The organism is Curtobacterium sp. MWU13-2055, from assembly GCF_023242305.1.
GTDB lineage: Bacteria > Actinomycetota > Actinomycetes > Actinomycetales > Microbacteriaceae > Curtobacterium.
Genome location: NZ_JALLIO010000002.1, coordinates 1 through 14,472 on the forward strand (window position 1 = coordinate 1; position 14,472 = coordinate 14,472).

Consider the following 14,472-nt stretch of genomic DNA (forward strand, 5'->3'; position numbering starts at 1 on the left):
CCGGGAATCTGTCGCTTTCGCGGAGCTGGAGCTAGAGCTGAAGTCAGCTGGCTACTTCACCGCACCGGCGGTCAAGCCGGCCACGAACTGGCGCTGCACGATGAGGAACGCGATCACCACGGGGATGGACACGACCAGGGACGCGGCCATGATCTGGTTCCAGTACACGTTCGTCTGCGTGGAGTACTGCTGCAGACCGACCGCCAGGGTCTGCCCGTCGCCGTTGGTCATGACCGAGGCGAAGAGCACCTCACCCCAGGCCGTCATGAACGAGTAGATGCCGACCGCCACCAGACCCGGGCGGGCCGAGGGCAGGATGACCCGGAACAGGGCACCCATCGGGCCGGAACCGTCGACCATCGCGGCCTCGTCGAGCTCACGCGGGATGGTCTCGAAGTAGCCCGCGAGCATCCAGATCGAGAACGGGAGCGTGAACGTCAGGTACGTGATGATCAGGCCGGTCCAGCTGCCGACGAGCTGGATGCCGAGCGAGTTCCCGAGGTTCGTGAAGATGAGGAACAGCGGGAGCAGGAACAGCACGCCGGGGAACATCTGGGTGGAGAGCACCGCGGTGGTGAAGGTGCTCTTGCCCTTGAAGTTCCAGCGCGAGACACCGTAGGCGGCGAACGTCGCGATGATCAGCGAGAACACCGTGGCGACCGTGCAGACCACGAGCGAGTTCACGAAGTACTTGCCGAGCGGCACCGTCGACCACATGTCGATGAACGGCTGGATGGTGATGTTGGTCGGGATCCACGTGAAGTCGTTCTGCACGTCACCGAGCGGCTTGATGGCCGTGGTGATCATCACGTAGAGGGGCACGACCGTGAACAGGGTCAGGATGACCAGGGTCACGACCTTGAAGGACTTGGCGCCGAATGTCTCACGCACGGACGGACCTCCGGTTGGTCACGGCGAGGTAGATGCCGGTGACGATGAGCAGGAAGATGAGGAGCAGGACGCTCATCGCGGCACCGGAGCCGAAGTTCCAGGTGATGAAGGACGCGTTGTAGATGTGGAAGCTCAGCAGGTCCGCGGCCGGGGGCTGCGCGGTCGAGCCGAACAGCACGAACGGCGTGTTGAAGTCGTTGAAGGTCCAGAGGAACATCACGAGCACGAGCGTCACGTTGACCGGGCGGACCATCGGCAGCGTGATCGAGCGCCACTGCCGGAACGGCTTCGCACCGTCGACCGAGGCGGCCTCGTACACGTCGTTCGGCACGGACTGCAGGCCGGCCATCAGCATCAGGAAGGCGAAGGGCCAGGTCTTCCAGATCGCCACGACGACGACGGAGACGAAGGCGTTCGAGCCGATCAGCCAGAACGGGCCGGTGCCGTTGAACAGGTGCAACTGGTCGACCAGGACGTGGTTCACGGCGCCGGAGTCACGCTGGAACATGAACTTCCAGGTGATGATGCCGGCGTACATCGGCAGCGCGTACGGCACCAGGAACAGGGTGCGGAACAGCCCGCGGCCCCTGAACGGCTTCTGCAGTGCGACCGCGGCGGCCATGCCGAAGGTCCAGGAGAGGCCGACGACGAGCACCGTGAAGCCGCAGGTGATCAGGAAGGAGTGCAGGACGCCCTTGCCGATCGCCTGGTCGAAGTCGACGACGACCGAGTAGTTGTGCAGTCCCGCGAAGGGTGCAGCGCCCCAGTTCGCGATGAAGTACTTGGTGAGCTGGATGAACGAGATCCAGATGCCGGTGAGCATCGGGACGATGTGGATGAGCAGCTCGAACAGGATGGCCGGCGCGACGAGCGCGTAGGGCAGCCAGTTGGTCTTGCGCTTGCGACCTGGCGGACGGCCCGACAGCGTCGAGCCCTTCGTGTGCGTCAGGTCGATGCGCTCCGCATCGGGCAGGACCGTCGTGGACATGGGCGGGGGCCTTTCGGCAGGAGGGGGTTCGGGTGCTTCGCACTCCGGTCCGTGGCAGCGGACGGGAGGCACGGCGTGCGTGAGACGGGACGCTCACTGCCGGCGGATGGCCGGCTCTGGGGCTGTGGGGCCGGTGACGACCTGCCCCGGCGCGTCCGGCTGTGGACGCGAGGGGTGGAGGCCCGGGGGCGTCCTTGCGGACGCGCCCCGGGCCTCCTGGCTGGATCAGCCGTTCGCCTGGGACACCTGGTCCTGGGCGGTCTGCAGCGCGGTCTTGATGTCGCTGTCGGACACGGAGCCGCCGGTGGCGATCTTGGCGAACATGTCGTTCATCGCCTTGCCGACGGTGGACTCGAACTGGTCCTCGGCGGGGACCAGCGGGAGGGGCTTGGCCTTGTTGTTGTAGATGTCGAGGAACGTCTTCGTCTGCTCGTCGGTGACCGAGTCAGCCGCGGCGGCGAGCACCGGGAGGGCCGAGTACGGCTTGTCGAGCGTGGTCTGCGTGTCCGCGCTCGTCATGTACTTGACGAACTTGAGCGCGCCGTCCTTGTTCTTCGTGTTCTTGAAGATCGACAGGTTGATGCCGGCCGGGAACGACGCGATGTCCGCGCCGTCAGCAGTGGTCGGGAACGGCACGACGCCGAACTCGTCCGTCTTCATGCCCTGCGAGGTGATCGTCGCGTTCGCGTTGTTCTGCGTCAGCATCATCGCGGCCTTGCCGTTCGCGAAGTCCGAGACGGCCTGCGTGCCGTTGTCGTACTGCGCGTTCGAGGTGTTGACGACCTTGTCGGACTGCATCAGGTCGAGGTAGCGCTTGATGCCGTCGACGTTCGCCTTGTCGGTGAAGGTCGGCTTGCCGTCCTTGTCGAACCACTCGCCACCGTTCTGCGCCGAGGTGATGAACGCGAAGTGCGAGTTCTCGGTGTACGAACCACCGGCGATGGTGAAGCCGTACTTGCCGCCGGTCGTGAGCTTCTTGGCGTCCGCCGTGAGGTCCTCCCACGTGGTCGGTGCCTCGAGGCCGGCGTCCTTGAACATGGACTTGTTGTAGTACAGGCCGTACGCGAGGCCGTAGAGCGGGACGCTCGTGACGGTCTTGCCGGGGGCGCCACCGGTGGAGAGCGCGACCTTGCCGAACTTGTCGGCACCGCCGATCGCCTTCATCTCGGAGTCGCCGTACTCCTGGAACGCACCGGTCGCCTGGAGCGAGGTGGCCCAGGTGTTGCCGATGTTGACGACGTCCGGGCCCTGGCCCGAGGTGACGGCGGTCTGGATCTTCGTCTGCAGGTCGTTCCAGCCGATGACCTGGAGGTCGACCTTGATCCCGGTCTCCTTCGTGAACTTCTTGAGGACTGGGGTCAGCACCTCCTTGTCGTTCTGGAGCGACGTGCCCTGGTTGGACGCCCAGTAGGTGAGCGTCTTGGAGTCGCCGGAGGAACCGGACGATCCGGAGGAGCAGGCTGCGAGGCCGGTCACGGTGAGTGCGGCGGCCGCGGTGATGGCCAGTGCGCGGATGGCAGTGCGCATGACTCTCTACTTTCTCGTCGTTGAGATGGTGCAGGGATGGTGCAGGGGTGGTGCGGGATGGATCTTCGGGTGCTGCTGTGGTGTGCGGGGCGGATCCGGGCCGGTCAGGCCAGGGTCTGCTCCGCGGGGTCCCAACCCTCTGGGAGGGTCTGGGAGGGCGACACGGTGCTCTCGACGAGCACCGCCTCGCCACGTTCTGCCGCCTCGGCGATGGAGACCATCACGTCGAGGACGTGGAAGGCGAGGGCACCGGGGACCCGGTTCTCGTCGCCTGCGCGGAGCGAGCGGGCGAGGTCGACCACGCCGGTGCCGCGCGAGTAGGTGGAGCCGATCGCGGGGATCGTCTCGGGCTCCTCGGCGCCGAGCGCGTACAGCTCGGTGTCGCCGTCGAAGTTGTTCGGGTCCGGGAACACGACGGTGCCGGTCTCGCCCGCGATCTCGACGACGCCCGTGCGACCGCGGTCCGACTCGAACGAGAAGACGCTCTGCGCGCTCCCGCCGTCCTCGAACTCGATCAGTGCGGAGTGGTTCGTCGGGACGTCGACGGGGAACTCGGTGCCCGCCTTCGGGCCGGAGCCGATCGTGCGCGTGGCGCGGGACTTCGACGCCGTCGCCGTGACCTTCTTCACCGGACCGAACGTCTGCACCAGGGTGGTGATGTAGTACGGGCCGATGTCGAACAGCGGGCCCGCACCGTACGCGAAGAGGAACTCGGGGCTCGGGTGCCAGGACTCCGGGCCGGGGCTCTGGAAGAGCGTCAGGCCGTTGAGCGGCTTGCCGATGCGGCCGTCGCGGATGGTGCGGAGCGCGGTCTGCAGGCCGGCACCGAGGAAGGTGTCGGGTGCGACGCTGACGGTCTTGCCCGCGGCGCGTGCGGCGTCACGGAGTTCGGTCGCGCTCTCGCGGTCGAGGGCGTAGGGCTTCTCGCCCCACACGTGCTTGCCGGCGGCGAGGACCTGCAGGGCGACCTCGACGTGGGCGGCCGGGATCGTGAGGTTGACGACGATCTCGATGTCGTCGTCGGCCAGGAGCTCCTCGACGGTGCCCGACCCGGCGACGCCCCACTTCTCGGCCTGGGCGGCTGCGCGCGGCAGGTCGATGTCGGCGATGAAGCGGACCTCGACGTCGGGGAAGACGGTGAGGTTCGACAGGTACTGGTCGGAGATGACCCCGGCGCCGATGACGCCGACGCCGACGCGGCCGGTCCGGGTGCTGCTGTCGAGGGCGGTGGACGCCGTGGTGTCGGTCATGCGCGGGCCCCCTCGAGGAACGTGTAGGAGTCGGCGACCGCCTGGAAGACGTCGCCCTCGTGGCCGTCGAGCTCGACGACGTGGAGTGCGTCGGGTGCGGCGGCGAGGATCTCGCGGATCGGCATGATGCCGTTGCCGACGGCGACCTGCTTGTCGTCGTCGTGCGAGCCGTCGCCGTCCTTGACGTGCAGGAACTCGATCTTGTCGCCGTACTTGCCGATGATCGCCACCGGGTCGTCACCGCCGACCTTGACCCAGTAGGTGTCGAGCTCGAGCACGACGTCGTCGGACAGCGCGTCGGCGAAGACCTCGTAGGCGCTGACGCCGTCGATGCGGTTCGAGAACTCGAACGCGTGGTTGTGGTAGCCGAGCACCAGGCCGTGGTCGGCCGCGCGGGGGGCGAGGGCGCTCAGTTCGCGGGCGATGGCCTCGACGTCCTCGCGGGTGGTCCAGCGGGCCTCGTCGATGTGCGGGTCGATGAGGGTGCCGAGTCCGACGGTGACGCTCGCGTGGAAGATCCGCTCGAGGTCCTGCTCGCCGGCGTCCAGCAGTCGTGCGTGTCCGCTCGGGGCGGCGAGGCCGGCGTCGCGGAGCGCGGCGGCGAGTTCGTCGGCGTTGTCGACGAAGCCGAAGGCCTCGACGTTCGTGTAGCCGATGTCGGCGATGCGCTTGAGCGTGCCGGGCAGGTCGGCCGAGAGGGCGTCGCGGACGGTGTAGAGCTGAACCGAGATCGGTTGGGTCACCAGGGGTTCTCCTCGTCGAGATGGTGCGGTCGTCACTGACCGAGCGTCACACTATGACCACTTCTGTCGGCGGTCAAGCAGAAGTTCGTGGAAGGTCGACGAACTTCGTTGCGTGGCGCGTTCGATGTGTGCTTCACTCCCCCCATGGTCGACTTGACTCGGACGGCAGCGTCGCCTCCGGTCGGGACGAGCGAGCTCTTCCAGATCCTCCGCGACGGCGTGCCGCGGACCCGGGCCGAGCTCGCCGCACTGACAGGACTCGCACGCTCCACCATCGGCGTGCGCCTGGACTCCCTCATCGAGGTCGGTCTCGTCGGCCCCGTCGACACCGCCGTCTCCACCGGAGGACGGCCGCCGGCCCAGGTGGCGCTGAAGCCCCGCGCCCGACTCGTGATCGCCGCCGATCTCGGCGCCTCGCACGGCCGTGTCGCCGTCACGGACCTGGTCGCCGCCCCGCTCGCCACCCGCGAAGCGCGCATCGACATCGCCGCCGGCCCGGTGGAGACCCTGTCGTGGCTGGTCGCCACCATCGACGAGCTGCTCGACGAGGTCGGCCGCGCCCGACAGGACGTCATCGCCATCGGGATCGGCGTGCCCGGTCCGGTCGAGTTCTCGACCGGACGCCCGGCGAACCCCCCGATCATGCCCGGGTGGGACGGCTTCGACGTGCCGTCGTGGCTCCGCCAGCACATCGCAGCGCACGTCCTGCTCGACAACGACGTGAACATCGCGGCCCTCGGCGAGCGGGAGCACGGCTGGCCCGACGTCGACCACCTGTTGTTCGTCAAGGTCGCCACCGGCATCGGGTCCGGCATCGTGTCGGACGGCGAACTGCAGCGCGGCGCCCAGGGCACCGCCGGTGACATCGGCCACGTGCGGGTGTCCCGCGCCGGCGACGTCCCCTGCCACTGCGGCAACACCGGGTGCCTCGAGGCGGTGGCGTCCGGTCCCGCGATCGCCCGTGCCCTGCGTGCAAAGGGGCACGACGCCCACACCGGCGCCGACGTGCTGGACCTGGTGAACCGGTCCGACCTCGACGCGATCTACGCCGTCCGACAGGCGGGCCGCGACATCGGCGAGGTGCTCGCCACCTGCGTCTCGCTCATGAACCCGTCGGTGATCGTCCTGGGCGGCTCGATCACGCAGGCCGGTGAGCACCTGCTCGCCGGCGTCCGCGAGGTCGTCTACTCGCGGTCGATGCCGCTCGCCACCGAACACCTCGTCATCGCCCAGTCGCGTGCGGGGTCGCTCGCCGCGCTGCAGGGCGCAGCGGCGCTCGCGATCGGCTACGCGCTCTCCCCCGCCGGGGTCGACGAGCTGGTCGCGTACGCCGAGGGGCGTGAGCTGGTCTCCTGACGTGGGCGCTGCGCCTCGTGAGCGCGTCGGATTCGGTCTTGCCGGTGGTCGGGGGGAGAATCGTCGGGTGACGATCGTGCAGCCCACCCTGTGGGGCGACCTGGACCCCGGCCCGGAGGCGCCTTCTGCCTCCGCCACGCCGGCTGCGGTCCCCGGGCGCGATGCGTTCACCGCCCTGCGCGGCCACACCGAGCGGATCGTCGCGCACTCCTCGGACCGCTTCGCCTGGCTCCGCGCCCGCGCCGCGGGCATCACTGCGACCGACGTCGCTCGGCTCGCCTCGCTGCACGCGGTCGAGGCCGTCGTCACCGAGAAGCGCTACGGCTCACGGTTCTCCGGCAACGCGTTCACCGAGCACGGCAAGGACCGCGAGCCCCACATCGCCGCCTGGGTCGCGGCCACGCACGGCATCCAGCCCTCGGCGCACCTGTTCCACGCCGCCGCGAACCGGGCGCACCTCGCGACCCCCGACGGCGTCGGTGTCCAGGGCTCGCGGGTGGTGCTCGCCGAGATCAAGACCACCGCGAAGGGCTGGCGGAGCATCCCCCGGCACTACCTGCGGCAGATCTGGTGGCAGCAGTACGTGCTCGGTGCCGACCGCACCCTGTTCGTCTGGGAGCGCCACGACGGCTTCGTCCCCGTCGCCGACGAGCCCGAGTGCCGTTGGGTCGACCGTGACGACGACCAGATCCGCGGACTCGTGCAGCTCGCCGACCTGGTGCTCGACAAGCTGCGCGACTTCCGTTCGTAGCCCGTCAGCTCAGACCTTGACGAGTCGGAGCCGGCTCATCCCCACGACGAGGACGCCGAGCAACCCGATCGAGACGCCCACGCCGACGCAGTAGATCGCCACGACCCCGTACCCCTGCGCGGGGTCGAGGAACGGGTACGGCACCCAGCCGTCGGTCGCGCCCCGGATCAGGATGACGATCGTCCACACGGCCGGGTAGATCAGGAACCACCAGACGTGGCGGAGGAGCAGCTTCGACCGGTCGGAGAACAGCAGCCAGTCGAGGACCGCGTACGCGGGGATGACCTTGTGCAGCACGTCGTTCGACCACTGGACGCTCGCCGACACGTCGACGTTCGTCAGCAGGGTGTTGTAGACGATGCCGGTCGTGGCGATGTAGACCGTGCCGGCGCCCCGGAGCAGGCTCACCCGCAGGTCCCCACGCTTGCGGCGGGCCGAGGCGACGAGGGTCACCGCCAGGGCCACGGCGATGATGACGTTCGACTGGATCGTGAAGTAGCCGAAGAAGTTCCACGGGTTGTAGACGTCCGTCTTCGAGCTGACGAGCCACTGGGCGACGATCGCGACGACGACGGCGATGACGGCGATCAACCGGAGCGAGTTCACGAGGGTGCGCACGAGACCACGCTACCGGGACGCGCGCCCCTGCACGCGAAAAGGGCCCGCACCGTTGCCGGTGCGGGCCCTTCTGCGAGTCAGTGGACTCAGATGCTGTTGACGTCCAGCGGGATGCCGGGGCCGAAGGTCGTCGAGACGGCGCCCTTCATGACGTAACGGCCCTTCGAGGAGCTCGGCTTGAGGCGGTTGATCTCCTCGAGCGCGGTCGAGATGTTCTCGTCGAGCTGCTCCGGCGTGAACGAGGCCTTGCCGACGACGAAGTGCACGTTGGCGTGCTTGTCGACGCGGAACTCGATCTTGCCGCCCTTGATGTCGTTGACGGCCTGCGCCACGTTCGGGGTCACGGTGCCGGTCTTCGGGTTCGGCATGAGGCCACGCGGGCCGAGCACCTTGCCGAGACGACCGACCTTGCCCATGAGCTCGGGCGTCGCGACGGCGGAGTCGAAGGACGTGTAGCCCTCGGCGACCTTCGCGATGAGCTCGTCGCCACCGACCTCGTCGGCGCCGGCTGCGATCGCGGCCTCGGCCGCTGCACCCGTCGCGAACACGATGACGCGGGCGGTCTTGCCCGTGCCGTGCGGCAGGATGACCGTGCCGCGGACCATCTGGTCCGCCTTGCGCGGGTCGACGCCGAGCTTCAGTGCGACCTCGACCGTGGAGTCGGTCTTCGCAGAACCGGTCTCCTTGGCCAGGGCGACTGCCTCGGTCGGGGTGTAGAACTTGTCGGCCTCGATCTTCGCGGCCGCGGCTTCGTAGGCCTTGGACTTCTTCGCCATGGTGGTCTCCTTGCGAGATACGTGGTTGACGAGCCGGCGCGGCTCTCCCACGGAAAGGTGTCTGGGTGTGGGCCGGAGCCCGATCGGTGCTTAGGCCTCGACCGTGATGCCCATCGAGCGTGCGGTGCCGGCGATGATCTTCGCGGCCTGCTCGATGTCGTTGGCGTTCAGGTCGGCCTGCTTGGTCTCGGCGATCTGACGGACCTGGTCCATCGAGATCTTCGCGACCTTGACCGTGTGCGGGGTCGCGGACCCCTTCTGCACACCAGCAGCCTTCTTGATGAGCTCAGCGGCCGGCGGGGTCTTGAGGACGAACGTGAACGAACGGTCCTCGTAGACGGTGATCTCGACCGGCACGACGTTGCCACGCTGCGACTCGGTCGCCGCGTTGTACGCCTTGCAGAACTCCATGATGTTGACGCCGTGCTGACCGAGTGCCGGACCGATCGGCGGGGCCGGGTTGGCGGCTCCCGCGTTGATCTGCAGCTTGATCAGGCCCGTGACCTTCTTCTTCGGTGCCATGACTTGTCTTCCTCCTGGAATCGAACGCACGGGGATCCGTGCACTCTCCCGCTGGTCCGGCCGTTCCGGACCGCGGTGAAGGCCCACACGCACGAGGCGTGCGGGCCCAAACTCGATGAGTCTACCCGAACGGGGAGACCTGGACTAGAGCTTCGTGACCTGGTCGAAGCTGAGCTCGACCGGGGTCTCGCGCTCGAACAGCGAGACGAGGACGGTGAGCTTGCCGCTCTCCGGCTTGATCTCGGAGATCGAACCCGGCAGGCCCGCGAACGAGCCTTCCTTGATGGTGATCGTCTCGCCGACCTCGAAGTCGACCTCGGCCGCGGGCTGCGCCTGCAGGGAACCGCCGGACTTCGAGCCACCCTTGGTCGGGGCGGCCTCGGCGACCTGCACGAGGGACTTGAGCATGCCGAACGCCTCGTCGAAACGGAGCGGCGTCGGGTTGTGGGCGTTGCCGACGAAGCCGGTGACACCGGGCGTGTGCCGGACGACGGACCACGAGTCCTCGTTGAGGTCCATGCGGACGAGCACGTACGAGGGGATCCGGACGCGGGTGACCAGCTTGCGCTGCCCGTTCTTGATCTCGACGACGTCCTCCATCGGGACCTCGACCTGGTAGATCGACTCCTCCATCGACATCGACACCATGCGGTTCTCGATGTTCGACTTCACGCGGCGCTCGAAGCCCGCGTAGGAGTGGATGACGTACCACTTGCCCGGCTTCATCCGCAGCTCGACCTTGAAGGCCTCGTACGGGTCGACCTCGGTCTCTTCGGCGTCGTCGTCCTCGGCGTCGATGGCTTCGTCGGCGGCGAGGGTCTCGTTCGCCTCTTCGGCGGTCTCGGACTCGAGTTCGATCTCTTCCTCGTCCTCGACCGCCTCGACGGCGGCCTCGGCCTCGTCAGCGGAGTCGATCTCGAGGGCGTCCTCGACGACGGCGTCGGCCTCGGGGTCCTTGGACTCCTGCAGTGCCGTCAGCTCCTCGTCGATGCCGAGGGACTCGTCGTCCTCGGACTCGACGGAGATCGCGCGCTCCTCGGCGGACTCGGCGGAGCGCTCCTCGCCGGTCTCGACGTCGCCTTCCTGGTTCTCCTCGACCTCGGAGGACTGCTCGGCAGCCGTCGCGAGGTCGATGTCGTCGCGGGAGTAGTCAGACACAGTCGATTCTTTCCGTTCGGTGGTGCGGGTCGGGATGGCGGACGGTCCTGGTCACGATCGGCACCGTCTCGGGCGACCGTACTCCAGTGGACTGCCGCACTCGGCAGTCGACGTCCGGGTCAGGCCGTGGGCCCGTTGCCGAAGACGTACCCGACGCCGAGACCGAACACGAAGTCGAGGATCGACACCAGGATCATCATCACGACGACGAAGACGAGCACGACCAGCGTGTAGCTGAAGAGCTCCTTGCGGGTCGGCGTCACGACCTTGCGCAGTTCGCCGATCACCTGACGGATGAAGAGCACGATGGCAGCGATCGGACCCCGGCGCTCGGCCCGGTCCTGCTTCGCCTTGGCGACGACGTCGTCCGCCGTCGTCTCCATGTCTTTGCTCGCCAACTTCTACCCTTCCAGAGTTGCAGGGCGGACAGGACTCGAACCTGCAACCTGCGGTTTTGGAGACCGCTGCTCTACCAATTGAGCCACCGCCCTTCAGAGCACGTCCGTCACCGATCGTGTTCCGGTGGTCGAGTGTACGGGAGTCCGTCACACGGTGTCCACTTGGCCCCCTCCACGGCGTGCCGCGCCGATAGGCTGGCACCCGTGAGCACCGCAGCCCCCGGCCCCGAGTCCACCGCAACCCCCGCCGCCGCGCCGACCGATCGGCCGCGCATCGCGTCCCGCATCGCGGCGATCGCCGAGTCCGCGACGCTCAAGGTCGACGCGAAGGCCAAGGCCCTGAAGGCCGCGGGCCGACCCGTCATCTCCTTCGCCGCCGGCGAGCCCGACTTCGCCACGCCCGACCACGTGGTCGTCGCCGCGGTCGAGGCCGCACAGGACCCGAAGAACCACCGGTACACGCCGGCGACCGGTCTGCCGGAGCTGAAGCAGGCCATCGCCGAGAAGACCGCACGCGAGTCCGGCATCACCGTCGACCCGTCGCGGGTGATCGTCACCAACGGCGGCAAGCAGGCCGTCTACCAGGCGTTCCAGACGATCGTCGACGCCGGCGACGAGGTCCTGCTCCCCGCCCCGTACTGGACCACCTACCCCGAGGCCATCCGCCTGGCCGGTGGCGAGCCGGTCGAGGTCTTCGCCGGCAGCGACCAGGGCTACCTCGTCACCGTCGAGCAGCTCGAGGCCGCGCGCACCCCGAAGACGAAGGCGCTGCTGTTCTGCTCGCCGTCGAACCCGACCGGCGCCGTGTACACCGCCGAGCAGACCACGGCCATCGGCGAGTGGGCACTCGAGCACGGCATCTGGGTGATCAGCGACGAGATCTACCAGGACCTCGTGTACGACGGACTCCCCTTCACCGGCATCCTCGACGCCGTGCCGGCCCTCGCCGACACCACGATCCTGGTCAACGGCGTCGCGAAGACCTACGCGATGACCGGCTGGCGCGTCGGCTGGTTCATCGGTCCCGCCGACGCGGTCAAGGCCGCGTCGAACCTGCAGTCGCACCTGTCGTCGAACGTGTCGAACGTGTCCCAGCGCGCCGCGATCGCCGCGCTCACCGGGCCGCAGGAGCCGGTGGCGGCCATGCGCGAGGCCTTCGACCGCCGTCGCCAGGCCATCGTCGCCGGGCTCAACGCGATCCCGGGCTTCGTCACGCCGACCCCGCAGGGCGCCTTCTACGTCTACCCCGACGTCACCGCACTGCTCGGTCGCGAGTGGGCGGGCTCGACCCCGACGACGACCCTCGAGCTGGCCGACCTGATCCTCGAGCACGCCGAGGTCGCGGTCGTCCCGGGCGAGGCCTTCGGTCCGTCCGGCTACCTGCGCCTGTCGTACGCGCTCGGCGACGACGACATCGCCGAGGGTGTGGCCCGCCTGGCGGAGTTCTTCGCGTAGTCGCCGCGCCCACGACACCCCGCAGAACGCAGAACGGGCCGCCTCGTCGAGGTGGCCCGTTCTGCTTTCCGGGAGGCCCGTGGCCGGGTCGTGCCCGTGTCCATGCCCGTGCGCTCAGTCGAGCAGGTCCCCCACCACGACGGGCTCCGGCACGAGCGACACCCCGAAGCGGTTCAGGACCGTGACCTGCACGTACCGCGCGAGCTCGGCCACCTGGGCCGCCGTCGCGCCGCCACGGTTCGTCAGGGCCAGGGTGTGCTTCGACGAGATCGCCGCGCGCGACCCCGGCACGGCGTAGCCCCGGTGCACCCCCGCGTGCTCGATGAGCCAGGCGGCGCTGAGCTTGACGTCGTCGCCGGCCGGCCACCGTGGCGCGTCGGCGGGGAGGGTCTCGGCGAAGGCCGCGGACACGATCGGGTTCGTGAAGAACGACCCGGCGCTCCAGGTGTCCCGGTCGTCGGCGTCGAGCACCATGCCCTTCGAGGCGCGGAGGCGCAGGACCTCGTCGCGGACCGTCGCGGGTTCCACGAGGGCACCGAGGTCGACCCCGAGCGAACCGGCGAGCTGGGCGTACCGCACCGGCACGCCGTGCTCCCCCGCCGTGCCGAGCCGGAACTCGACCGTCAGCACGACACCGCGGCGTCCGTGCTTGAGGGTCGACGTGCGGTAGCCGAGCGCCAGCTCGGCCGCGGGCACCCACGTGCGCTCCCCCGTGGCCGCATCGAGGAACTCGACCCGGGTGAGCACGTCGGAGAGCTCGACCCCGTAGGCGCCGATGTTCTGCACGGGGGCGGCGCCGACGGTGCCCGGGATGCCGCTGAGGGCCTCCAGGCCGGTCCAGCCGTTCGCGACGGTGGTGGCGACGAACGCGTCCCAGGGTTCGCCGGCCGCGACACGGACGGTGACACCGTCGGCGTCCGTGTCGGCGTCCACCCCCGTGGTGCGGACCAGGACGACGGTGCCGTCGAAGCCGGAGTCGGCGACCAGCACGTTGCTGCCGCCGCCGAGGACCAGCCACTCGTGGTCGTCCCATGCGGTGCGCGTGTGGGCGACGAGCTCGTCGGTCGTCGTGGCCGTGAGCAGCCGCGCGGGCGCCCCACCGACGCCGAGCGTCGTGAGGTCGGCGAGCACCGGCTCGTGCACGGTCAGCGGAACGCCACCGTGACCTGCGCCTTGCCGAGCACGGTCTGCCCGCCGGCGGTCACGGTGAGGTCGATGCGCTTCGGTCGGCCGTCGTCGTCGACGGTGCCGACCTTGGCGACGATGCCGATGGTCGCGCCCTGCTCCGGGTCCACGACGACGGGGCGGGTGAAGCGGACGCCGTAGCCCGCGACCCAACCGCTGTCGCCGAGCCACTCGGAGACCGGCTGCACGGCGATGCCCATCGTGAGCATGCCGTGCGCGAGGACGCCGGGCAGGCCGACCGAGGTGGCGACGTCGTCCCGGTAGTGGATCGGGTTGAAGTCACCGGAGGCGCCGGCGTAGCGGACGAGCGAGTCGCGGGTGACGTGCACCTCGCGCTCGGCGACGACCGTGCCGACCTCGATCGCGGTGGCGGGTGCGGCGGTCATGCGTCGTCTCCTCGGACCACGAGGGTCGACGTCGCCGTGACGACGTGCTCCCCCGCGGCGTCGTTCATGGTGCTCTGGGCCGTGACCATCGCGTTGCCGCCGAGCGTCTTGACGCTCGTGACGGTCAGGGTCGCGGTGAGTTCGTCACCGGCCACGATGGGCCGGTCGTAGGTGAAGGACTGCTCGCCGTGGACGACACGGGAGAAGTCGATGCCGGCGTCCGACTCGGCCAGGAGCTGCGCGAGCGTGGCTTCCTGCACGACGACCGCGAAGGTCGGCGGGGCGACGACGTCGGCGTACCCGGCGGCGCGGGCCGCGTCGGGTTCGTGGTGGACGGGGTTGGTCGCGAACACCGCGCGCGAGAACTCGCGCACCTTCTCGCGACCGACCAGGTAGGGCTGGGCCGGCGGGAACGTCCTGCCGACGAGCTCGGGGTTCACTGACACGTCGGCAGTCTACCGACGCCCG

The 14,472-nt window shown here is 69.0% G+C and carries 16 protein-coding genes and 1 tRNA gene; 3 read left to right on the top strand and 14 right to left on the bottom strand.

All coding sequences use genetic code 11. The annotated features are described in order from the left end of the window. Nucleotides 1-51 precede the first annotated feature (51 nt). The 5 genes from M4960_RS04565 to M4960_RS04585 all read right to left on the bottom strand — a co-directional run bounded on the left by M4960_RS04565 (nt 52) and on the right by M4960_RS04585 (nt 5,399). Complete coding sequence (locus tag M4960_RS04565; RefSeq protein ID WP_111084253.1) at nt 52-891, bottom strand: carbohydrate ABC transporter permease; 840 nt, start codon at nt 889-891, stop codon at nt 52-54. After that, nucleotides 884-1,879: a carbohydrate ABC transporter permease gene (locus M4960_RS04570; protein ID WP_111084254.1), complete on the bottom strand. Its 996-nt coding sequence runs from the start codon at nt 1,877-1,879 to the stop codon at nt 884-886. The genes M4960_RS04565 and M4960_RS04570 overlap by 8 nt, the downstream gene beginning before the upstream one ends. Before the next feature lie 225 nt (nt 1,880-2,104). Beyond that, nucleotides 2,105-3,406 (bottom strand): ABC transporter substrate-binding protein, encoded by a 1,302-nt coding sequence (locus M4960_RS04575; RefSeq protein WP_123938625.1) that lies wholly within the window; start codon nt 3,404-3,406, stop codon nt 2,105-2,107. A gap of 104 nt (nt 3,407-3,510) precedes the next feature. Continuing rightward, nucleotides 3,511-4,656: a Gfo/Idh/MocA family protein gene (locus tag M4960_RS04580; protein ID WP_248703599.1), complete on the bottom strand. Its 1,146-nt coding sequence runs from the start codon at nt 4,654-4,656 to the stop codon at nt 3,511-3,513. Further along, nucleotides 4,653-5,399: a sugar phosphate isomerase/epimerase gene (locus tag M4960_RS04585; RefSeq protein WP_248703600.1), complete on the bottom strand. Its 747-nt coding sequence runs from the start codon at nt 5,397-5,399 to the stop codon at nt 4,653-4,655. The genes M4960_RS04580 and M4960_RS04585 overlap by 4 nt, the downstream gene beginning before the upstream one ends. A gap of 144 nt (nt 5,400-5,543) precedes the next feature. Here M4960_RS04585 and M4960_RS04590 point away from each other — a divergent pair, with 144 nt between their 5' ends. Beyond that, nucleotides 5,544-6,755 carry an ROK family protein gene (locus tag M4960_RS04590; protein ID WP_185002799.1) on the top strand — a complete coding sequence of 404 codons (1,212 nt, stop codon included), beginning with the start codon at nt 5,544-5,546 and terminating at the stop codon, nt 6,753-6,755. Nucleotides 6,756-6,822: 67 nt separating this feature from the next. Beyond that, nucleotides 6,823-7,506, top strand: a complete 684-nt coding sequence (locus M4960_RS04595) for a YqaJ viral recombinase family protein (RefSeq protein ID WP_248703601.1) — start codon at nt 6,823-6,825, stop codon at nt 7,504-7,506. A gap of 9 nt (nt 7,507-7,515) precedes the next feature. Here M4960_RS04595 and M4960_RS04600 read toward each other — a convergent pair whose 3' ends face one another. The 6 genes from M4960_RS04600 to M4960_RS04625 all read right to left on the bottom strand — a co-directional run bounded on the left by M4960_RS04600 (nt 7,516) and on the right by M4960_RS04625 (nt 11,071). Continuing rightward, nucleotides 7,516-8,124, bottom strand: coding sequence for a Pr6Pr family membrane protein (locus M4960_RS04600; RefSeq protein ID WP_123938622.1), 609 nt, complete (start codon nt 8,122-8,124; stop codon nt 7,516-7,518). Nucleotides 8,125-8,210: 86 nt separating this feature from the next. Next, the gene (gene rplA, locus M4960_RS04605) at nt 8,211-8,900 is read right to left on the bottom strand and encodes a 50S ribosomal protein L1 (protein ID WP_123292110.1); all 690 of its coding nucleotides are present in this window, start codon (nt 8,898-8,900) and stop codon (nt 8,211-8,213) included. 90 nt (nt 8,901-8,990) lie between these two features. Next, nucleotides 8,991-9,422: a 50S ribosomal protein L11 gene (gene rplK / locus M4960_RS04610; RefSeq protein ID WP_022906459.1), complete on the bottom strand. Its 432-nt coding sequence runs from the start codon at nt 9,420-9,422 to the stop codon at nt 8,991-8,993. A gap of 144 nt (nt 9,423-9,566) precedes the next feature. Then, a complete protein-coding gene (gene nusG, locus M4960_RS04615; RefSeq protein ID WP_248703602.1) occupies nt 9,567-10,580 on the bottom strand; it encodes a transcription termination/antitermination protein NusG in 1,014 nt (337 codons plus the stop codon). A gap of 119 nt (nt 10,581-10,699) precedes the next feature. Continuing rightward, nucleotides 10,700-10,963 (bottom strand): preprotein translocase subunit SecE, encoded by a 264-nt coding sequence (secE, locus tag M4960_RS04620; RefSeq protein ID WP_228504884.1) that lies wholly within the window; start codon nt 10,961-10,963, stop codon nt 10,700-10,702. Nucleotides 10,964-10,998: 35 nt separating this feature from the next. Next, nucleotides 10,999-11,071 (bottom strand) — tRNA-Trp (locus M4960_RS04625). 180 nt (nt 11,072-11,251) lie between these two features. On the opposite strand from M4960_RS04625, the gene M4960_RS04630 reads away from it, so the two are divergent. After that, on the top strand, nt 11,252-12,433 hold the full coding sequence (locus M4960_RS04630; protein ID WP_248703922.1) for a pyridoxal phosphate-dependent aminotransferase: 1,182 nt from the start codon (nt 11,252-11,254) through the stop codon (nt 12,431-12,433). 114 nt (nt 12,434-12,547) lie between these two features. Here M4960_RS04630 and M4960_RS04635 read toward each other — a convergent pair whose 3' ends face one another. The 3 genes from M4960_RS04635 to M4960_RS04645 are packed head-to-tail and all read right to left on the bottom strand — an operon-like array spanning nt 12,548 to nt 14,450. Next, on the bottom strand, nt 12,548-13,564 hold the full coding sequence (locus tag M4960_RS04635; RefSeq protein ID WP_248703603.1) for a UDP-N-acetylmuramate dehydrogenase: 1,017 nt from the start codon (nt 13,562-13,564) through the stop codon (nt 12,548-12,550). A gap of 14 nt (nt 13,565-13,578) precedes the next feature. Further along, a complete protein-coding gene (locus M4960_RS04640; protein ID WP_131921749.1) occupies nt 13,579-14,004 on the bottom strand; it encodes a MaoC/PaaZ C-terminal domain-containing protein in 426 nt (141 codons plus the stop codon). After that, entirely contained in the window at nt 14,001-14,450 is a 450-nt protein-coding gene (locus M4960_RS04645; RefSeq protein WP_248703604.1) for a MaoC family dehydratase N-terminal domain-containing protein, read from the bottom strand. The genes M4960_RS04640 and M4960_RS04645 overlap by 4 nt, the downstream gene beginning before the upstream one ends. Between the last annotated feature and the right edge of the window lie 22 nt (nt 14,451-14,472).